Here is a 20,583-nt window from a genome sequence, read left to right on the forward strand (position 1 = left end):
CGGGAGAAGTGGAGAACTTCGAGCCGAACGGCTCGATCAGCCGAAGTCCGACATGATCTTGCTGATCTCGGAGTTCTGCTGCTCTTCCGAGGCGGAGTAGTTGCTCCGCGTGGAGTCCACGGCTTCCTTGATGTCGTTGAGGATGTCGCTCATCCTCTTCGCGTCGGCGTTCCACCGCTCCTGCAGCTGGTGGTAGGACGTGGCCGCCTGGCCCTTCCAGCCACCCGCGATCTGGTCGATCACTCCGTTGAGACGGCGGATCTCGCTCTGCAGCTGGCCGTTGACGGTGTTGATGTCGCCGGAAAGCTTGGTGAGTTCGTCCTCTGTTACCCGGAACTGGCCGGCCATGATGAACCTTCCCCCATGTCGTCGTTGATCCGGGAAACCTGCACTGGTGCCCGGAGAAGCTTCGCACCTTTGAGCGCTGCAAACACTCTATCGTCAGCCTGTCACTCATCCACAGGCGCGGCCAATCAGTTACACGGCTCACACACTTGAGCGATCATCCTGTGACCGGCCTGCCGTCTTACTCTCAACTGCGCTTGCCCGCAGGCCGGTTGGCCGGTCACTGGCTCTGCGGCTGCGCCGCGCTGCCGGTGTCGAGCGTGGGCCCCTTCGGGATGAACGCCGCCCACGTCTGCGGCACGACCGCGGGCCTGGTGACGTCCTCGTAGCCCAGCCGCGTGCGCGCCTTGTCCGTCTCGCTCGGCTGGCCCTGCGACGTGCCGCCCTCCGCCGAGGAGGAACCGCTGCCGCTTCCCTCGGCCGCGGTGTCGTTGCCCTTCGGCAGCGAGTACCGCAGGCCCGTGTCCGTCAGCAGGTACTGCGCACCGCCGCCCCCGGCCGTACCCATGATCTCCGTGAAGAGAAGGCCCGAGCCGGACGAGACGTACGCGCTCAGCGAGTCGGCGACGATCCTCTTCGGGTACGCCGTCCCGGCCCAGGCGGCGAGCTGCGGCTTGTTGCCCTCAAGGGCACCCTTGTAGACGCTGCACGAGGTGGTACGGGCCTTTTCGGTGGCCGTGGCCGGCGAGTTGGCCTGCCGCGGGATGGCCTCGGGCCAGCCCTTGTCCTTGTAGAAGGGGTTCGCCTCGCCGCCGTTGGCGTCGATGATCTGCGACGTCGAGAGCTTGATGTCGGCGCTATCGTCCATGCCCGCCTCCGCCCTGAGCAGGCCGGCGACGAAGGGTGTGATGGCGGCCACCTCGTTGTCGAGGACGACGTAGTACTGCGCGGCCTGCGCGTCCTGCGCCTTGATCACCTGGCCCACCTTCGTGCCGGCGGGAACCCCCTGGACCTGGGTCGGCGCGCCGGCGGACGGGACGTCCGGGAAGGTGATCACCCCGCCGTCGTTGAGGGTGCTCAGCCATTCCGGGCTCACCAGCTGCGGCTCGGTCCCCGCGGCCGTGGTGCCGATGACGGCGGCGCGCAGCTTCTCCATGGTGGTGGTCTCGAGCGACGGGCCGCCCAGCCGGAACCTGTTGCCCTTGCTGTCGACCAGGTAGTCCTGCTTGGTCTTGGTGTCGCGGACGTACAGGGCCTCGCGGGGGTCCACCTTCCCCGCGTCGTCGAGCGACTTGGCGTCGTCGGCGTTGAGGACGAAGACGGCACGGTCGATAGCGCGGGCCGAGCCCTCGACCGGACGCTCGCACACCGCCCAGGTCTTCGCCTTCTCCGCGTCCTCCTTGGAGGGCAGCCGGTCGGGGGCGTACGGGATGCCGAGGGTCGCGCCGTGCGGGATGCCGCTCTTGTCGATCTCCTTGGCGGGGACCTCGATGACGCTGCCCTTGCCCTTGTCGAGGAGGAGCTTGGCGGAGGCGTAGTTGAGCACGGGGTGCAGCGTCTTGGTCTTCTTGCCGTTCGACGTCTTGTCGTTGAGGACGACGTACCGCGTCGTGGAGTCGCTGTCGACGATGATGTACTCGCCCGGTGTGTCCCAGCCCTTGGGCGCCGCGGGCTTGATGACGCCCCAGGCGATGAAGCCGATCACCAGGACCAGGCCCACCCCGAGGCTGGGCATCACCGTACGAATGGGACGCGGCGCGCCTTCCTCGGAACCTCCCGGCGACGGCGCCAGGAACGCCGCGACGGTGCGCTTGCGAGCGAACGTGTAGGCGGCGAGCTCATCCCGACGCTTTGCCATGGTCCCCGTGTCTCCCGTTTTCTGCTGCTCGATCGTTCTGTGATGGGCGATCGCTTCGTGTGAGCTCGATCGTGCTCGACGGCTCGAACCCCGCGGGAGGGCTCCGCCTTGCCCAAAGGCTCCGCCCCGCTCTGTGGGCCGCGTCTCCGTCGCGCTCGAATCACTTGAATCGCTCGAATCAGTTGATTCGGTCGAATCAGTTGAATCGCCCGCGCTGGAAGGCCGCTTCAGCCGCGCAGGCACCTACTATGCCCTGCTCGGCCGGTCGACGATTCATCAGGTACGCGGCCGACGCCGCATCTTCACAGAGCTTCACCACCGCGCTCCCCCATGCGGGGCCGGTCCGTGACAGGCTGGCCACCTGGGGTTTCGGTGTCCCCTGTGTCGCCTGGTCTTCCGTAGCGGGTACCGTGAGCCCCTCGCACGGACGTTGTGGGCCATCGGCGCCCCTGGCCCGTCGCCGGGATCCCGTACAGGAGGATCCCGCCCGACGAACGGGCCACTACTTCGCGAAAGGGATGTCCCGGGGGATGACCAGCGCTACGAGCACTCGGCGCGGACGCCGCGCACAGCAGCAACAGGGAGGTCCGGGCGGCAGACGTACGTCGGCTGCTTCGGCCGCGCCCGTCGCCGCGTCGCCGCGCACCCTGCCCCGCCCCGGCGGGCTGGGCCCGGTGCGGCTGCAGCAGCTCATCCTGGTGGAGCTCGCGGCGGCCGTGATGCTGGCCGCCTGGGCCGCCGACACGTCGTGGCTGCTGGTCCCGGCCGGGATCGTGGCGGCGCTGCTGCTGCTCCTGGCGGTCCTGCGCCGGGGTCGTCGTCCGCTGCCCGAGTGGTACGAGACCTCGCGCGCGCTGCGGCAGCGCCGACGCGAGGCGAAGGAGCCCGTCCCGCCCGGCACGGACGCGATGCTGGCCCCTGTCGTGGAGTGCGACCCCGCGCTGCGGACGTACGGCTTCGTGTCCCGGGACGACCGCTCGATCGGCATGATCGGCGACGGGACCTTCCTGACCGCCGTGCTCTTCGTGCAGCCGGCGGACCAGCCGCTGCGTCCCGGGGCCACCGAGCGGCAGCTGCCGCTGCGGCTGGTCCAGGACGCCCTGGAGGTCGACGGGATCCGGCTCGCCTCCGTGCAGGTCGTGCAGCACACCCAGCCGGCGCCGGCGCCGCATCTGCCGCAGCAGTCGCTGGCCGCGCGGTCGTACGGCCCCCTGCAGGCCCAGGCCGGTTCGCCCGCGCTCCGGCTCACCTGGGTCGCCCTCAAGCTCGACCCGGAGCTGTGCCCCGAGGCGGTGCAGGCCCGCGGGGACGGTGTGCCCGGGGCGCAGCGGGCGCTGCTGCGGGTGGCGGACCAGCTGGCGAGCCGCCTGGCCGGGGCCGGCTTCAAGGCGACCATCCTGGACGAGACCGAGCTGGTGCAGGCGCTGGCGACGTCCAGCTGTCTGAACCCGCGCGCCAACGCGCAGCACGCCCAGGACGGGCGGCAGCCTCAGCGGCGTACGGTCGAGTCGGTGCGGACCTGGCGGGTCGACGACCGGTGGCACACGACGTACTGGGTGTCGCGCTGGCCGCAGTTGGGAAGCGGGGGTGTGGCGTTGCCCGAACTGGTCACGCGGTTCACCTCGTTGCCGGTGCTCGCCACGACGTTCAGCATGACTCTGAGCAAGGCCGGCAACCGGGGTGTCGCCCTCACCGGGCACGTCCGCGTCACCGCCCGCGGCGACAGTGAACTCGGCCAGATCGGGCGGGAGTTGGAGCGGGCCGCGAGTGCCGCGAAGGTCGGCCTGGTCCGTCTCGACCGGGAGCAGGTCCCCGGAGCCCTCGCCACTCTGCCGCTCGGAGGTACGTACTGATGTCCCACCCCGCCCCGACCATGCCCCCGGGACAGCAGGGCCGCGCCCCCGGCCGCACGCCGGCCCACGTGGCATCGCCCACCGACACCGGCATGATCCCGATCATCCGGCAGCCGGAGACACCGCAGCAGCAACGGCGCATCTTCAGCCCGGGTTTCGGGCTGCGCGGGCCGCGCCGTAACCGGCATGTGGTCACCGCCGACGAGCTCGCCGCGATCAGCATGCCGATCGGTGACGACGGCGTGATCATCGGCACGGACCCGGAGTCACAGCCGGCCGTGCTCGGTCTGTCCCGTCCGACCGCCTTCGACATCGTCCTCGTGGGTGGTCTGTGGCTCGCCCAGGTGCTGGCGTTGCGCGCCGCCGCGACGGGAGCGCGCGTCGGCGTCGAGACCGGCCGGCCGCAGGCCTGGCAGCAGTTGGCCCAGGCGGCGGGCGGCGGCCAGCAGTGTGTGACGGTCTATCCGGTGGGCCGGGTGCCCGCGCAGGGGCCCTCCGTCTCCAGTCCGGTGGTGCTGTTCCGGGACTGCGGCATCCGCCCGCCGCGGGGACGGGTGACGTCCGTGCCGTGGCAGGCCGTGGTGACGGTGCTGCCCTTCGTCAGTGAGCATGCGCCGCGCTGGCTGTCTCAGGCCCATCTGGTGGGGATTCAGCGTATTTCGCCCTACGAGACCGAGGTCGTACGCGACACCCTGGGCGTCCCGGAAGAACACCTCCAGCATCTGCCGACCCTTCACGACGGCGTCGCCCTGTGGTGCACTCGCAAGCACCACAAGTTCGTCATGACCGAGCCCACCGATGCGGAGACGGGTCTGCTCGGCACCGCCCGCCGTATGGACTGACGCGTCGTCGTCTGCGGGAGCGGGGCGCGAAGAGGCCGCGTCCATGGGGCTTTTCCACCCATGCCCAGGGGGTTTACCGTCCGCCCCCATGGGGGCTTTTCCGTCCCGCCGTGCGAGTGATTAGGCTTCTGGTGGTGCGGTGACGATCGCAGTCGCGTGGGACTCGCCACTCGGTCCGCCCGGCCGCGACGACTACCAGCTCAGCAGCAGTGGCTGACCAGGAGGCAAGCAGTGAACAGGGATCGGTCCGAGTACAACGGCGGGAGCCCTACCTCGGACGGGGACGATCACGAGGTGGATCTGACGGGCGAGTTCGAAATCGTCTACACGCCCCCCGCCTGGTATGCCCAAAGTACGCAGAGTGGCTCCGCGACCGGCGGACAGCAGGACACCGGCCCGGCTTCGCCACCGCCGCCGACCGGCTCGCCCGTCGGATCGCCCACCGGACCACCGGGCGGTCCCGCACCACAGGCTCCCGTACCGCCGCAGCAGCCCGCGCAGCCCGCGCAGGCCACTCCCGCTCAGGGCACGCCCGGCGTGAACCAGCAGGGCCCTGCCACGGGTGGCTACGGCTTTCCGCAGCAGCAGTCCGCGCCGGGCGCCCCCGCGGCCGGCGGCGCGGCGGTGCCCGGCGGGTACGGCTATCCCCAGCAGCCGGGAGCCGGTGCCCCTCAGCCGGGCCAGGACACGTCCGGTGGCTTCGGCGCGCCCCAGCAGGACACTTCGGGCGGTTTCGGCGTACCTCAGCCCGGCCAGGACACGTCGGCCGGATACGGCGCGCCCCAGCACACGCCTGCCCAGGCGCAGCAGCCGCAGCAGCCGCCTGCCCAGCCCCCGCACGCACCCGCCCAACCGCCCGCCCAGCCACCCGCCGCGCCCGGCTTCCCCGTGCTGCGCCCGGTGGACCAGGACGCCCAGGCCACCCCGCCCCCGACCGCTACCCCGGCGGCCGGTGTCCCGGCAGCAGCCGCGCCCGAACACCCCGCCCCCGAGCAGTCCGCCCCTGAACAGCCTTCCCCCGCGCAGCCGATGCCGGAGGAGCCGGAGGGCGAGCTCAACCATGCCGCCGCCGACGCCGAGGCGGCGAGGCTGTTCGGCGGTGGCGACGACGAGCCGGCGGGGGAGCGGAGCGACGAGGCGGAGGCCGGTGAGGCCGCCGGGCCCGCGTCCGCCGCCGCGGAGGGCGACGAGTCGGCGCCCGTCCGGTCCGACGCGGAGTCTCCTGAGCAGCCGCAGCCGCAGCCCGAGGCCGCGCCGGCAACGGCGGAAGCGGAGCCGGAGGCAGAGGCAGCAGCCGGCGCGCAGGCGCCCGCGGCCCCTGCCCCCACGTCGGCGCCCGCCGGGCAGGCCCCCGCGTCCCCCCAGCCCAACCAGGCTCTTCCCCCGCTGCCGCAGGGCTTCGCGCCCGCGCATCCGCAGGGAGCGCCGAAGCAGGCGGGACAGCCCGACCAGCAGGCCGCTGCCGCCGCGGCACAGGCCGCAGCCGCACAGGCCGCAGCCGCACAGGCCGCAGCCGCACAGGCCGCGGCAGCACAGGCAGCCGCACAGGCCGGCGGATACGGCTATCCCCAGCCTCCCGCCCAGCCGCACCCCGGGCAGCCGGGCCACCAGGCCCCTCCCCAGGGCGCGTTCGGCCCGGCCCAGCCGCAGCCCGGGTACCCCGCGCAGGGTGGGCAGCCCGCGCCCGTCGACCCGCGGCAGGCGGCCCAGCCCGGTCACCCGCAGGCCGGACAGCCCGTCGCCGCCGGGTACGGCTACCCCCAGCAGGCACCGCAGCCCGGCCAGCCCCAGCCCGGCCAGCCCCAGCCCGGACAGCCCGTCGCCGCCGGGTACGGCTACCCCCAGCAGGCACCCCAGCCAGGACAGCCGCACCCCGGCCAGCCCCATCCCGGACAGCCGCACCCCGGCCAGCCCCAGCCCGGCCAGCCCCAGCCGGGTCAGCCCCAGCCCGACGGTTACGGCTACCCGCAGCCCCCGGCGCAGCCCGGCTACGGCTACCCGCCCCAGCAGGGCGGTTACGGCTACCCGCAGCAGGCCGCGCCCCAGCAGCCCGCGCCGCAGCAGCAGCCTCCGGCCCAGCCCCAGCAGCAGGCACCCCAGCAGCACCCCGCTGCCCCGCCCGCCGCCTACGGCAACCAGGGCAACCAGGGCTGGAGCGCCCCGCCCGGCCCGCAGGCCGGCCCCGGTGCTCCCCAGCAGCAGCAAGCCGCGCCCGGTACCCCGCTCGGCTACAACGCCGCCGTGGAGCTGTCCTCCGACCGGCTGCTGCGCAACCAGCCCAAGGCCCGCAAGAACAACCAGGGCCCGTCCCGCTTCAAGCTCGGCGCCAAGAAGGAGCTCGCCGAGCGGGAGCGGAAGCTGGGGCTGATCCGTACGCCGGTGATGTCCTGCTACCGGATCGCGGTGATCAGCCTCAAGGGCGGCGTCGGCAAGACCACGACGACCATGGCGCTCGGCGCCACGCTCGCCTCCGAGCGCCAGGACAAGATCCTCGCGATCGACGCGAACCCCGACGCCGGCACCCTCGGCCGACGGGTGCGGCGCGAGACGGGCGCCACCATCCGTGACCTGGTGCAGGCGATCCCGCAGCTGAACAGCTACATGGACATCCGCCGCTTCACCTCGCAGGCGCCCTCCGGTCTGGAGATCATCGCCAACGACGTGGACCCGGCGGTCTCCACCACCTTCAACGACCAGGACTACCGCAGCGCGCTGGACGTGCTGGGCCGGCAGTACCCGATCATCCTCACCGACTCGGGTACCGGTCTGCTCTACAGCGCGATGCGCGGAGTCCTGGACCTCGCCCACCAGTTGATCATCATCTCCACGCCCTCGGTGGACGGCGCGAGCAGCGCATCGACCACGCTCGACTGGCTGTCGGCGAACGGCTTCGCCGATCTCGTCCAGCGGTCGGTCACCGTGATCTCCGGTGTCCGTGAGACGGGCAAGATGATCAAGGTGGAGGACATCGTCGCGCACTTCGAGACCCGCTGCCGCGGCGTCGTCGTGATCCCGTTCGACGAGCACCTCGCGGCGGGCGCGGAGGTGGACCTCGAAATGATGCGTCCCAAGACGCGCGAGGCCTACTTCGATCTCGCCGCCCTGATCGCCGAGGACATCGCCCGTACGCAGCAGGGCTTCGGCAATCCGAACATGCAGTACCAGCAGCACCCCCAGCAGGGGTACGCGCCCCAGCAGCAGCCGCAGCAGCCCTACGCCCCGCCCGGCGGCGCCCCCGAGCCGGGGCAGGCCTGGCAGCGGCCCGCACCGGGCCAGGGCTGGCAGCAACAGCCGGCGCCGCCCCAGGAGCCGCAGCAGCAGCCGCAGCAGGGCGTCGTACCGCCCGGCTGGACTCAGCAGTAGCGGACCGCTCGGCAACGCGAGAGGGCCGGCACCTGCACGGTGCCGGCCCTCTCGCGTCGGACGGGGTTCAGGCGAGGCCTTCGGCCGCCGCGATCAGCTCCCGGCAGCGCTTCACATCCACGGCCATCTGCTCCAACAGGGCCTCCAGCGACTCGAACTTCGCCTGACCGCGGACGAAGGCGAGGAAGTCGACGGCGACGTGCAGGCCGTACAGGTCCAGCCCCACCCGGTCGATCGCGTACGCCTCCACCGTGCGCTCGGTGCCGTCGAACTGCGGGTTCGTGCCGACCGAGATCGCGGCCGGCATCGCCTCGCCCTGGGCGTGCAGCCAGCCGGCGTAGACGCCGTCGGCCGGGATCGCGGTGTGCGGCAGCGTCTCGACGTTGGCCGTGGGGAAGCCGAGTTCCCGTCCCCGCTGTGCGCCTCGGACGACCACGCCCTCCACACGGTGCGGGCGGCCGAGGATCTCGGCGGCACCCTCGACGTCGCCCTCGGCGACCAGGCGCCGGGTCAGCGTCGAGGAGAAGGGCTGGCCGCCGCCCGCCTCGCCGGTGACGTACAGGTCGACGACCTCGACCTCGAAGTCGTAGATCTTGCCCTGCTCGGCGAGGAAGTCGACGTTCCCCGCGGCCCGGTGCCCGAAGCGGAAGTTGGGGCCCTCGACGACCGCCTTGGCGTGCAGCTTGTCGACCAGGACCTTGACGACGAAGTCCGCCGGGGACAGCTTCGAGAACTCGGTCGTGAAGGGCAGGATCAGCACCGCGTCCACGCCCAGCTCGCCCATCAGTTCGGCGCGGCGGTGGTGCGGGGCCAGCAGGGGCGGGTGGCTGCCGGGGCGGACGACCTCGCTGGGGTGCGGGTCGAAGGTGACGACCACCGAGGGGATGCCCAGCTCACGAGCCCGTGTCACGGCGTGCTCGATGATCAGCTGGTGTCCACGGTGAACTCCGTCGTAGGAGCCGATGGTGACGACGCTGCGCCCCCAGTCGTGGGGGATGTCCTCCAAGCCACGCCAGCGCTGCACTGTGCCTGCTCCTTGTCGCAAACTCGTCGAACCCGTGTCCGTCTTTGCTCAAACGCTCTTACGCAGGTCTAAGGGTGCCATGCCGGGCGCTCCCGGCCCGCATCGGCATGGGTGCTGTGACCGGGTGCACGCAGGAACGCGCTGGTCATGCGGGAACTCGTACACCTGCCAGATTCTCGATCATCCGGCGGGCGCTCGGTCCCACCACCGCCGCCCACTCCTGCGGAGTGCCGGTCAGCCAGCCGGCGATCCGCGCCGCGAAGCCGGGCACTTCGCGGCCCAGGTCGACCAGGCGGCGGTCGAAGCGGGTCGCGCCGTCCGGGGTGCGGACGAGGAGCAGGCCGATGCGGTGCACGAGGTCGCGGAGGTCGTCGTCCGACCGGTCGCCGCCCTGCTGGACGGTGGCCCGCAGAAGGGCGTCCAGGACGGCGGGAGCGCGCTCGTGGGCCAGGAGGAAGTCGAGGAGCTCACGGCGCAGGACGCGGGAGGCGGGCGTGGCGCGAGCGGCGAGTACGGCGACCAGGGCGACCCGCACCTGTTCCGGACCACCGTCAAGCAGGCCGGTAACGAGCGGGAGGAGTACGTCGCGGGCGGTGGGGCCGTGGTCGAGGCGCCGGTCGACGTACGCGGCCACGTCCTCGGCGGTCTCCGGGCGCCACTCCACCGCCTCCCCCACGAGGGCGGCGACCCGGCGGGCGAGGCCGGGCGTGGTGACGTCGGCGAGGGTGCGCAGCGCCTCTCCCGCGTCCGGTCGGTGCAGTCGTGCCCGGAAGGCGGCGAGGACCGCCTCGGGATGGGTGGGCAGGGCGGTGACCAGGGCGCTGGGCGTGAGCTGTGGGTCGCCCGCCGCGAAGTGCCGTAGCGCCCGCGGGAGATGAAGGGCTCGGGTACGGGGATCACGCACGAGCATCGCGAGCGCGCCGCCGTGCAGGCTGCAGTCGGCGGGGCGGGCGAGCAGGGCGAGGGCCGCGCGGCGGAGGAGCTCGCGGTCGGCCTCGGTACGGGCCTGGGGCGCGGCCCGCAGCCCGTACGCCACCGCGGCGACGCGTCGCGCGGGCCTGTCGTCGTGCGCCCACCGGTCGACGGCGCGGCACATGGCGGACGGTTCCTCCTCGGCCAGCACGCCGAGGAGTTCGTCGGCCCGGAGGTGCGCGCTGTCGACCAGCGTCTCCGTGAGGTCGTCCAGGGCGCGGTCCCGGTGTGCGTACAGCAGGGCCTGGGCGGCACGGGCGACGGTCGCGTGCGGCATGGCGGGGAGCGGACGGTCGTCGTCGAACCAGCGGGTGAGATGGGGCTGTACGGCGGTGGGGGCCGCGGCGAGCAGCTCGGCCACGGCGTCGAGGTAACGGGGTGGGGCGTAGTGGGGTTGGTGGGGCGCGGCACCACCGGAGGCATCGGTGCGCGCACCTGGGAAGCCGAGGGCGCCGGAGAACGTGGCGGTGCCTGAGGTCGAGGCGGTGCCGGAAGCCGAGGCCGGGCCGGCAGTCGAAGCGGTGTCGGAGGTCGTGGAGGCGTCGGAGGCCGTGGCGGCGTCGGATACGAGACCGTCCGTCTCGGGTGGGGGTCCGTCGGCCCGCACCAGGCTGCGGAGCAGTTCGAAGCGGTCGGTGTCCGGGAGCCGGAGTCCGGTCCAGAAGTCCGGGCCGAGTTCGGAAGGCGCGGGGCGTTCGTGCTGCCGCCAGGCCACGATGCGGTCGGTGAGCAGGCGCAGTACGTCGATGTACGGCGTCGCGTCCGGGACGCGCAGCAGGGTCTCGGTGAGGAGGCGGGCGGCCCACCAGGACTGCCGGTCGGCGTCGAGCGCGTGGGTCAACTTCTCCAGTTGCAGGGCCAGTTGACGGGTGCCGTGCTGGCGGGCGACGAGGAGCAGGGCCTCGACGACGGGGCCGATCCGGTGGTGCGGTACGGGGACGGGGTGCGCGGCGTCTGGGTCGGTGCGGCGGCGGTGGACCAGGGCGTGCAGGGCCTCGTCGAGGTCGAGGTGCATGCCCTGGATCCAGTCGGCGAGTTCCTCGTGGGCGAAGCGGTAGCCGTTGCCGGCGGGGACGAGGAGGCCCTCGGTGAGCACGGCGGACGCCCAGCCGGTGCCGCCGCCGAGCCTCGCGGGGGCGGGTCCCCACGGGAACACCGCCTCGAACGACGCCCGGTCCAGTTCGCCCTGCCCCGGTCCCAGGCTGCGGCGCGCGGCCTCGTGGACCTGGCCGGAGACCTTGGCGGCGAGGCGGCGTACGGCTGTGCCGCGCAGGCCGTTCTCGGCGGCGAGGCGTACGGCGATGCGCAGGCACATGAGGTCGAGGTGGGCGAAGAGGACGTCGTCGCGGTCGAGCCGGGGGTGGGGAGTGTCGGGGAGGGCCGCGCGCACCTCGGAGAGGAGGCGGAGGGTGAGAGGGTGCCGGGCGTCGGGGCCGGCGAGTGCGCCTTCGGGGATGCCGTAGCGGGCGCGGGCCTGCTGGGCCTCGTCGGCGGTGAGGTCGCCGAGCCGTACGCAGGGCGGGAACCGCCGGGAGATCTCGCGCCCCGCCCCCTCGGAGGAGCTGTACAGCAACTCCTCCGGAAACCCGGCCCCCGCCCCTTCCCAGTACTCCGCCCGGCACGCCACCACCAGCCGCGCCCCCGTCTCCCGCAGCCACCGCGCCGTGCCGTTGGTCCACTCCGGGAGGCGGTGGGCCAGGTGCGGCGGCATCTCCTCGGGGCTGTCGAGGAGCAGCAGGAGGGGGCGGCCGATGGTGTGGGCGAGGTCGGCCAGGCGTTCCGGGGCGGTGTCACCCAGGGCGGCGGGGTCCGACGGGGTGGACGCCGCCACGATCCGAGCCGCCCGGGCCAGTGCCCGGCGCGCGGCGTCGGCCACCGAAGCGTCGTCGTCCTTCAGGTCGGCGCCGCGCAGCCACAGCGTGGGAGCCGGCTGCGGGCCCCGGTTGCGGCGGGCTGCCAGGGCCGCGAGTTCCGTCGTACGGCCGCTGCCCGGGGCCCCGACCAAGCCCAGGACCATGGCCCGGCTCTTGGTGAAGGCCCTGAAGTCCCTTGCCGTCGAGGCCCGTTCGACGGGGGCCACCGCCCCCGCTCCCCCGGCGTCCGCCAGTGTTCCCGGCGGACCGTCCTGGCCGACCGACGTGGCCGTCAGTTCCAGTACGCCCGCCAGGTTGAGGTCGGCGCCGTACGCGGGGACCGTCGCCGCGTTCTGGGCGAGCAGCTCGGCCAGCGGGCCGTCCTGCGGTGGCCGCAGCGGTACGGCGAACCCCGCCTCGCGGTGGCCGGACCGCAGGGCCGTGCCGAGGACACCCACCACCGCGCCGGTCGCGGCGTCGAGCACCGGTCCCCCGGCCGCCCCTCCGCCCGGCCGCAGCGCGTCCCGGCCGGCGGTGCCGATCGCCAACTCCAGGGCGGGGTCGATGAGATGGGAGCGGTCCGCCGCCGTGTACGTCACGGCCGTCGCGCCCAGCACCCGCGCCTCCCGCCAGCCGCCGGCCGCGATCCGGACGTACGCGCCGGTCTCGATCCGGTCCCGCACGGTCACCGGAAGCGGGTCCACGCCCAGGCCTTCGACACGTACGAGCGCCAGGTCCAGGCCGGGCAGCGGGGTCACCGCGCCTGCGGGCACCACGCGACCGCTCTCGCTCTCAGCGGTGTGCAGGACCAGACGGGGCAGGCCGGCGACGACCTCGTGGCTGGTGACGACCGTGCCCTGATGGTCGGCCACGAAGCCGAGGCCGCGCGGACGACCGGCCAGGTCGTGAATGCGGACCAGGGCGGCCTCACGGACGCAGGCATCGAACGGGCGTTCGCCCCCGCGCTGCTCGCGGCTCGCGTCGGGTCCCACGGAACCGCCGTGGGCGCTCCGCGTCTCCCACGCGTCCCCGGCCGCCCGCTCCCCACCCGGCATCCGGCGGTCGCCGCCCGCCCCCGGGCCCCGTCCCGCCATCGTCGAACCTCCCCGCCGTACAGCCATGCACCCGCCCCCCGTTCTCGACGGTAGGCGCGATGTGATCAGCGGGGCAGCTCGCTCGGTGAACGCGCCCCCTTCCGCTCCCTCGGTTCACTCCGAGCGCCTGCCCGGACGGGTGAACAGACGGGGGTCGCTGGATAGACCCTAGAGGTGGGGGAACCGAGGGGGGCCGTGGAGCGGCGGGCAGAGGACAACCCCGTGACCGCCGCTCCACGGGCAGGCACCCGAAGAAGGCCGGGTGTCTAGCCGAAGATGGCCAGGCTCTTCGCCTTGCCCTTGTGCTGCTCCACGAGCGCCAGGAAACCGCCCTCGGGGTCGAAGACGGCGACCGGCCCGGCGCCCGCATACTCGTCGGGCATGTCGAGGCGGACCCCGTTGGTGAGCAGACGGGCGCGCCTGGCGTCCACGTCCCAGCGCGGGAACGCGGCCGAGGCGGCCTCGGCGATCGGCATCACCGTGAGGTCCTGCTGGAGCTGGTCCAGTGTCTTGGCGGAGTCCAGCTTGTACGGACCGACCCTGGTGCGGCGCAGCGCCGTGAGGTGGCCGCCGACGCCCAGGCCGGCACCGAGGTCACGGGCCAGAGCCCGGATGTACGTACCGGAGGAGCAGACCACCGACACGACGAGGTCGAGGACCTGCGTGCCGTCGTCGGCGACGGCGTCCCGCATGTCGTACACGGCGAACGAGGAGACGGTGACCGGCCGCGCCGGAATCTCGAAGTCCTCGCCCTCCCGCGCCCGCTTGTAGGAGCGCACGCCGTCGATCTTGATGGCGCTGACCTTGGACGGCACCTGCATGATGTCGCCGGTCAGCTTGGCGATCCCGGCGTCGACGGCGTCGCGGGTGACCTTCGAGGCGTCGGTCGACCCCGTGATCTCGCCCTCGGCGTCGTCGGTGAGCGTGGTCTGGCCCAGGCGGATGGTGCCGAGGTATTCCTTCTCGGTCAGGGCCAGATGACCGAGGAGCTTGGTCGCCTTCTCGACACCGAGGACGAGCACGCCCGTCGCCATGGGGTCGAGGGTGCCCGCGTGCCCGACGCGGCGGGTGCGGGCGATGCCGCGCATCTTGGCGACCACGTCGTGCGAAGTGAAGCCCGACGGCTTGTCGACGATGACAAGGCCGTCGGGCGTCCGGTGTTTCTGGGTCATTCGGCAGCGTCGTCCTCGTCGGCACCCGGCTTCTTGTACGGGTCCGCCTCACCGGCGTAGGTGGCGCCGGCCGAGACCTCGCGCACCTTCTCGTCGGACTGACGGGCCTTGTCGAGGAGGTCCTCGATGGTCCGGGCGGTGTCGGGCAGCGCGTCGGCCACGAACGTCAGCGTCGGCGTGAACTTCACGCCCGCCGCCGCACCGACCGCGGAGCGGAGCACGCCCTTGGCGCTCTCCAGTCCGGCGGCCGCGGCCTTGCGCTCCTCGTCGTCGCCGTACACCGTGTAGAAGACGGTCGCCTCCCGCAGGTCACCCGTGACGCGGGTGTCCGTGATGGTGACGTGCGAGCCGAGCCGCGGGTCCTTGATCCCGCGCTGCAGCTTCTGGGCCACCACCTCTCGGATGAGGTCCGCCAGCTTTTTAGCCCGCGCGTTGTCGGCCACTGGTCCGTCTCCCGTTCTTTCTTTTCTACGTTCTCTGGCTTGGGTCATCAGTCGTCGTCGCCGTGGAAACGCCGTCGTACCGACAGCAGTTCCACTTCCGGACGGCCGGCGACCAGCCGTTCGCACCGGTCCAGTACGTCGCTGAGGTGACCGGCGTCGCCGGACACCATGGCGATGCCGATCTCGGCCCGCCGGTAGAGGTCCATGTGGTCCACCTCGGCCGCGCTCACCGCGTACTTGCGCTGGAGCTCGGCGACGATCGGGCGGACGACGGAGCGCTTCTCCTTCAGCGACCGGACGTCGCCGAGGAGGAGGTCGAAGGACAGCGTCCCCACGTACATGTGTGTAACCGGTTCACCCGCCGGTACGGGATCGATGGCCCTGCCGTCCATGGGGCAGGGACATCAGAACCGTACAACGAAGGGGGCGGACCGATCGACGGATATTACGCTCCGTGGAGCGTCGCACCCGTCTTCGACGCGCGTCGGCAAACGGCGCGCCGGCCGACGGAACCGAAGTCCCGCCGGCCGGCACGAACCGTCGGCTGTTACGCCCGCGGCTTCTCGCGCATCTCGTACGTCGCGATGACGTCGTCGACCTTGATGTCGTTGAAGTTGCCGAGGTTGATACCGCCCTCGAACCCTTCGCGGATCTCGGTGACGTCGTCCTTGAAGCGACGCAGGCCCTCGATGGTGAGGTTCTCCGCGACCACCTTGCCGTCGCGGACCAGGCGCGCCTTGGTGTTGCGCCTGACCTCGCCGGAGCGGATGAGGACACCGGCGATGTTGCCCAGCTTGGACGACTTGAAGACCTCGCGGATCTCCGCCGTACCGAGCTCGACCTCCTCGAACTCCGGCTTGAGCATGCCCTTGAGGGCCGCCTCGATCTCCTCGATCGCCTGGTAGATGACCGAGTAGTACCGGACGTCCACGCCCTCGCGCTCCGCCATCTGCTGCGCACGGCCGGCTGCCCGGACGTTGAAGCCGATGACGATGGCGTCGGAGCCCATGGCCAGGTCGATGTCGGACTCTGTGACCGCACCGACGCCGCGGTGCAGGACGCGGATGTCGACCTCTTCGCCGACGTCGAGCTGGAGCAGCGAGGACTCCAGGGCCTCGACGGAACCAGAAGCGTCACCCTTGATGATCAGGTTCAGCTGCTGGACCTCGCCGGCCTTCAGCACCTTGTCCAGGTCCTCCAGCGACACACGGCGCGTGCGCTTGGCGAAGGCCGCGTTGCGCTCGCGAGCGGCACGCTTCTCCGCGATCTGGCGGGCCGTACGGTCCTCCTCGACCACGAGGAAGTTGTCGCCCGCGCCCGGGACGTTGGTGAGGCCCAGGACCTGCACCGGCGTCGACGGACCGGCCTCGGCGACGTTGTTGCCGTTGTCGTCGAGCATGGCGCGCACGCGACCGTAGGCGTCGCCCACGACCATCGTGTCGCCGACCCGCAGCGTGCCTCGCTGGACGAGGACCGTCGCCACGGCACCGCGGCCGCGGTCGAGGCGGGACTCGATCGAGATGCCCTGCGCGTCCTGGTTCGGGTTGGCCCGCAGGTCGAGCGAGGCGTCGGCGGTGAGGATCACGGCCTCCAGCAGGGAGTCGATGTGTAGACCCTGCTTGGCGGAGATGTCGACGAACATGGTGTCGCCGCCGTACTCCTCGGCCACCAGCCCGTACTCGGTGAGCTGACCGCGCACCTTGGTCGGGTCGGCGCCCTCGACGTCGATCTTGTTGACCGCGACGACGATCGGGACGTCGGCCGCCTTGGCGTGGTTGAGCGCCTCGACCGTCTGCGGCATGACGCCGTCGTTGGCCGCGACGACCAGGATCGCGATGTCGGTCGACTTCGCACCACGGGCACGCATGGCGGTGAACGCCTCGTGACCCGGGGTGTCGATGAAGGTGATCTTGCGCTCTTCGTCGTTGACCTCGGTCGCGACCTGGTAGGCACCGATGTGCTGGGTGATGCCGCCGGCCTCGCCCGCGATGACGTTCGTCTTGCGGATGGCGTCGAGCAGTCGGGTCTTACCGTGGTCGACGTGACCCATGACGGTGACGACCGGCGGACGGACCACCAGGTCCTCCTCGTCGCCCTCGTCCTCGCCGAACTCGATGTCGAAGGACTCGAGCAGCTCGCGGTCCTCCTCCTCGGGGCTGACGATCTGAACCGTGTAGTTCATCTCGTCGGCGAGGAGCTGCAGCGTCTCGTCGGAGACGGACTGCGTGGCCGTGACCATCTCGCCGAGGTTCATCATGACCGCGACGAGCGACGCCGGGTTGGCGTTGATCTTCTCCGCGAAGTCGGTGAGCGACGCACCGCGCGACAGGCGAATGGACTCGCCGTTGCCGCGAGGCAGCATCACGCCGCCGACCGACGGGGCCTGCATGGCCTCGTACTCCTGGCGCCTCTGCCGCTTCGACTTACGGCCACGACGCGCGGGACCGCCGGGACGGCCGAAGGCACCCTGCGTGCCACCACGGCCACCGGGACCGCCGGGACGACCACCGAAGCCGGGACGGCCACCGCCGCCACCGCCGGGACCACCAGGACGGCCGGCGAAACCGCCGCCACCGCCACCGGGACCGCCGGGACGACCGGCGAAACCGCCGCCACCGCCACCGGGACCGCCGGGACGACCGGCGAAACCGCCGCCGCCCGGACGACCGCCACCGCCACCGGGACGACCGCCGCCACCGGGACCACGGCCACCGGGGCCACCGCCACCGGGACGCGGGCCGGCAGCCGGACGCTGCGGCATCATGCCGGGGTTCGGACGCGGACCGGCGGGGCCACCACCGGGACGCGGGCCGCCGCCCTGCGGACGCGGCATCGAGCCCGGGCTCGGACGGGAACCGCCCGGAGCCTGCGGACGCGGACCGCCGCCCTGGGCGCCGGGCGCCTGGGGACGGGGACCGGCGCCGGGGGCACCGGGGCCACCCGGGCGCGGGCCGCCCTGCGGGCGCGGAGCCTGCGGACGGGCCATGCCGGTGGAGCCACCGGAGGTGAAGGGGTTGTTACCCGGACGCGGACCGGCCGGACGGGCACCCGGACGCGGGGCCTGACCACCGGGACGCTGGGCACCCTGACCCGGACGGGCCTGGCCCTGACCGGGAGCACCCGGACGACCGGCGCCGGGCTTCGGGGCACCGGGACGGGCGCCGGAGCGCGGACCCTGGGCAGCCGCCGGAGACGGAGCCGGGGCCGACGGCGGAGCGGTGAACTCCGGAGTCGTGGGGGCCGCCGGGGCCGGACGCGGCGCGGGCTTGGGACCCGGCGTCGGACGCGGACCGGGGGCCGGCGCGGGGGCAGCCGGGGCCGCGGGCTGCTGGGCCGCGGCGGGCTTGGGGGCGGCCGGCGGCTTCGGAGCAGCCGGACGTGCCGCCTGCGCCGGTGAGGGCGCGGCGGGCTTGGGAGCCGCCTTGCGCGGGGCGGGCTTGCCGGCGGACTTGCCGTTGCCACCGCCCTGGAAGGCGTCAGTCAGTTTGCGTACCACAGGCGCTTCGATGGTCGAAGACGCCGAACGGACGAATTCACCGAGTTCCTGGAGCTTGGCCATGACGACCTTGCTCTCTACACCGAACTCCTTGGCGAGTTCGTATACCCGGACCTTAGCCACTTCGCTCCTTTTAGGTCCGGGTTGCGGCCGGACCGTCGCTACTTCATGGGCGTACTCATCGCGTACTCATCGAGTGCTCATCGCAATCTCGACCTGCTTTCGACTCGCGAGGTACCAGGGCCGCACGGGGTTCCGCGCGACGCTTCTTACGGTGTTGCCTGCTCAGCAACTGTTGTCTGCTCGACGTATCGGCGCAACGCCTTTGTGTCGAGCGCTCCCGGGGCGCGCAACGCCCGCGTGAACGCCCGGCGGCGTACCGCCTGGTCGAGACAGACCAGTGCGGGGTGTACGTACGCACCCCGGCCGGGCAGCGTACCGCGAGGATCAGGGACGCATTCGTCCTTGATCGCCACGATGCGCAGCAGATCAGTCTTGGCCGCTCGCTCCCGGCACCCCACACAGGTGCGTTCAGGGCATGCGCGGACGCGTGTCCGGCCAGACACAGTTAAGTCTACCTCCCCGTAGCGACCTCACCCCTTTGGGGCAGGATTCGAACAGTTGCCGCGCGATAACCTGACGTGATCTAAGCGACCTGCGGCTGGGATCTATTCCCCGGCCTGCTCGGTGTCCGGGCGGATGTCGATCCGCCAGCCGGTGAGCCGGGCCGCAAGCCGGGCGTTCTGCCCTTCCTTGCCGATCGCCAGGGACAGCTGGTAGTCGGGCACCGTCACCCGCGCCGAGCGGGACGCCATGTCCACGACCTCCACCTTGGAGACCCGGGCCGGCGACAGCGCGTTCGCCACCATCTCGGCCGGGTCGTCCGACCAGTCGACGATGTCGATCTTCTCGCCGTTCAGCTCGCCCATGACATTGCGCACCCGGCCGCCCATGGGGCCGATACAGGCGCCCTTGGCGTTCAGGCCGCTGCGGGTGGACCGTACGGCGATCTTCGTGCGGTGACCGGCCTCACGTGCGATGGCGGCGATCTCGACGGACCCGTCGGCGATCTCGGGCACCTCCAGGGCGAAGAGCTTCTTCACCAGGTTCGGGTGCGTGCGCGAGAGGGTCACGGACGGGCCGCGGACGCCCTTGGCCACTCGTACGACGTACGACCGCAGCCGCATCCCGTGCGGATACGTCTCGCCGGGCACCTGCTCCTGCACCGGCAGGATGGCCTCCAGCTTGCCGATGTCCACGAGGACGTTCTTCGGGTCGCGGCCCTGCTGGACCACGCCGGTGACGATGTCGCCCTCACGCCCGGCGTACTCGCCGAGCGTCGCGTCGTCCTCGGCGTCGCGCAGCCGCTGCAGGATGACCTGCTTGGCGGTGGTGGCGGCGATACGGCCGAAGCCGGACGGGGTGTCGTCGAACTCGCGGGGCTCCTGGCCCTCCTCCAGATCCTCGGGATCCTCCTTCGCCCACACGGTCACATGCCCGGTCTCCCGGTTGAGCTCCACGCGCGCGTGGCGGCGGCTTCCCTCGGTGCGGTGGTAGGCGATGAGGAGGGCCGACTCGATCGCCTCGACCAGCAGGTCGAAGGAGATCTCCTTCTCCCGTACCAAGCCCCGCAGGGCACTCATGTCGATGTCCACGGCTACGCCTCCTCTTCCTTCTCGTTCTTGCTGTCCTTGCGGCTGAACTCGACCTGCACGCGGGCCTTGGCGATGTCCGGGAAGTCGAGTCTGCGGCTTGTGGCCTTGCGGCCCTTCACGCCGGGCACTTCGAGGTCGAGTCCGTCGTCGTCGACCTTCATGATCCTGGCCACCAGCTCGCCGCCCTCGGCCAGTTGGAACTTCACCAGCCGGTCGACGGCACGTACGTAGTGCCGGTGCTCCGTGAGGAGGCGCTCCGCGCCCGGGGTGCCGACCTCAAGGGTGTACTCGCCCTCGCCCATCGCGTCCGTCTCGTCGAGCTTCGCCGAGAGCGCACGGCTCACATCGGCGATTTGATCCAGGTCCGCCCCGGTGTCGGAGTCGACGACGACGCGCAGCACGCGCTTGCGTCCGACCGAGTCCACCGCGATCTCTTCGAGATCCAGGCCCTGGGAGCTGACGAGGGGTTCCAGCAGTTCTCGCAGCCTCTCGCTCTGGGTGGTGCTCATCCGGGTGACTCCTCGGCCGCGTGTGCTGTTGTGGGATGGGTCGCGTGTCTGGTCAAAGGGTATCCGGTCGCGAGGGCTGTTGCCGTCCACCTGGGCCCGAGCGGTGCCGATGGGTGGTGCCGTGCGGTTGCGCGGGTACGGTGATCACGGGCCCGCCGCCCGTT

14 protein-coding genes are annotated in these 20,583 nt (G+C 72.1%); 3 read left to right on the forward strand and 11 right to left on the reverse strand.

Translation table 11 applies throughout. From position 1 onward, the window contains the following. Window positions 1-36 precede the first annotated feature (36 nt). Window positions 37-348, reverse strand: coding sequence for a WXG100 family type VII secretion target (locus AQI70_RS35250; protein WP_003997456.1), 312 nt, complete (start codon window positions 346-348; stop codon window positions 37-39). Between the two features lie 217 nt (window positions 349-565). Continuing rightward, entirely contained in the window at window positions 566-2,143 is a 1,578-nt protein-coding gene (gene eccB, locus AQI70_RS35255) for a type VII secretion protein EccB (RefSeq protein ID WP_062156517.1), read from the reverse strand. 530 nt (window positions 2,144-2,673) lie between these two features. Between eccB and eccE the strand changes: the two genes are divergently transcribed. The 3 genes from eccE (at window position 2,674) to AQI70_RS38120 (ending at window position 8,201) form a co-directional block, all read left to right on the forward strand. Further along, window positions 2,674-3,996, forward strand: a complete 1,323-nt coding sequence (gene eccE / locus AQI70_RS35260) for a type VII secretion protein EccE (protein WP_208607504.1) — start codon at window positions 2,674-2,676, stop codon at window positions 3,994-3,996. Further along, window positions 3,996-4,838: a hypothetical protein gene (locus tag AQI70_RS35265; RefSeq protein WP_062156518.1), complete on the forward strand. Its 843-nt coding sequence runs from the start codon at window positions 3,996-3,998 to the stop codon at window positions 4,836-4,838. Before eccE ends, AQI70_RS35265 begins: the two co-directional genes overlap by 1 nt. 231 nt (window positions 4,839-5,069) lie before the next feature. Continuing rightward, entirely contained in the window at window positions 5,070-8,201 is a 3,132-nt protein-coding gene (locus tag AQI70_RS38120) for an SCO5717 family growth-regulating ATPase (protein WP_244181972.1), read from the forward strand. A gap of 67 nt (window positions 8,202-8,268) precedes the next feature. Here AQI70_RS38120 and AQI70_RS35275 read toward each other — a convergent pair whose 3' ends face one another. The 9 genes from AQI70_RS35275 to rimP form a co-directional block, all read right to left on the reverse strand. Beyond that, window positions 8,269-9,225, reverse strand: a complete 957-nt coding sequence (locus AQI70_RS35275; RefSeq protein WP_062156519.1) for a bifunctional riboflavin kinase/FAD synthetase — start codon at window positions 9,223-9,225, stop codon at window positions 8,269-8,271. A 145-nt stretch (window positions 9,226-9,370) separates the two neighbouring features. Next, on the reverse strand, window positions 9,371-13,144 hold the full coding sequence (locus AQI70_RS35280) for a trypsin-like peptidase domain-containing protein (RefSeq protein ID WP_244181974.1): 3,774 nt from the start codon (window positions 13,142-13,144) through the stop codon (window positions 9,371-9,373). 266 nt (window positions 13,145-13,410) lie between these two features. After that, window positions 13,411-14,316, reverse strand: a complete 906-nt coding sequence (gene truB, locus AQI70_RS35285) for a tRNA pseudouridine(55) synthase TruB (protein ID WP_062156520.1) — start codon at window positions 14,314-14,316, stop codon at window positions 13,411-13,413. Beyond that, window positions 14,313-14,759 carry a 30S ribosome-binding factor RbfA gene (gene rbfA, locus AQI70_RS35290; protein ID WP_003997466.1) on the reverse strand — a complete coding sequence of 149 codons (447 nt, stop codon included), beginning with the start codon at window positions 14,757-14,759 and terminating at the stop codon, window positions 14,313-14,315. Before rbfA ends, truB begins: the two co-directional genes overlap by 4 nt. A 47-nt stretch (window positions 14,760-14,806) precedes the next feature. Beyond that, complete coding sequence (locus tag AQI70_RS35295) at window positions 14,807-15,100, reverse strand: DUF503 domain-containing protein (protein ID WP_062156521.1); 294 nt, start codon at window positions 15,098-15,100, stop codon at window positions 14,807-14,809. 206 nt (window positions 15,101-15,306) lie between these two features. Then, the gene (infB, locus tag AQI70_RS38125; protein ID WP_079051609.1) at window positions 15,307-18,378 is read right to left on the reverse strand and encodes a translation initiation factor IF-2; all 3,072 of its coding nucleotides are present in this window, start codon (window positions 18,376-18,378) and stop codon (window positions 15,307-15,309) included. A gap of 146 nt (window positions 18,379-18,524) precedes the next feature. Beyond that, a complete protein-coding gene (locus AQI70_RS38130; RefSeq protein WP_078504008.1) occupies window positions 18,525-18,821 on the reverse strand; it encodes a YlxR family protein in 297 nt (98 codons plus the stop codon). Between the two features lie 102 nt (window positions 18,822-18,923). Continuing rightward, window positions 18,924-19,910 (reverse strand): transcription termination factor NusA, encoded by a 987-nt coding sequence (gene nusA, locus AQI70_RS35310; RefSeq protein ID WP_062156523.1) that lies wholly within the window; start codon window positions 19,908-19,910, stop codon window positions 18,924-18,926. Window positions 19,911-19,912: 2 nt separating this feature from the next. Continuing rightward, window positions 19,913-20,419 carry a ribosome maturation factor RimP gene (rimP, locus tag AQI70_RS35315; RefSeq protein ID WP_062156524.1) on the reverse strand — a complete coding sequence of 169 codons (507 nt, stop codon included), beginning with the start codon at window positions 20,417-20,419 and terminating at the stop codon, window positions 19,913-19,915. Window positions 20,420-20,583: the final 164 nt, after the last annotated feature.

Origin of the sequence: Streptomyces curacoi, assembly GCF_001513975.1 — a bacterium.
GTDB classification, from domain to species: domain Bacteria; phylum Actinomycetota; class Actinomycetes; order Streptomycetales; family Streptomycetaceae; genus Streptomyces; species Streptomyces curacoi.

Coding starts and splice junctions, on each gene's coding strand:
- AQI70_RS35250 (WP_003997456.1), bottom strand. CDS start 348: ATGGCCGGCCAGTTCCGGGTAACAGAGGACGAACTCACCAAGCTTTCC.
- eccB (WP_062156517.1), bottom strand. CDS start 2,143: ATGGCAAAGCGTCGGGATGAGCTCGCCGCCTACACGTTCGCTCGCAAG.
- eccE (WP_208607504.1), top strand. CDS start 2,674: ATGACCAGCGCTACGAGCACTCGGCGCGGACGCCGCGCACAGCAGCAA.
- AQI70_RS35265 (WP_062156518.1), top strand. CDS start 3,996: ATGTCCCACCCCGCCCCGACCATGCCCCCGGGACAGCAGGGCCGCGCC.
- AQI70_RS35280 (WP_244181974.1), bottom strand. CDS start 13,144: ATGGCGGGACGGGGCCCGGGGGCGGGCGGCGACCGCCGGATGCCGGGT.
- truB (WP_062156520.1), bottom strand. CDS start 14,316: ATGACCCAGAAACACCGGACGCCCGACGGCCTTGTCATCGTCGACAAG.
- AQI70_RS35295 (WP_062156521.1), bottom strand. CDS start 15,100: ATGTACGTGGGGACGCTGTCCTTCGACCTCCTCCTCGGCGACGTCCGG.
- rimP (WP_062156524.1), bottom strand. CDS start 20,419: ATGAGCACCACCCAGAGCGAGAGGCTGCGAGAACTGCTGGAACCCCTC.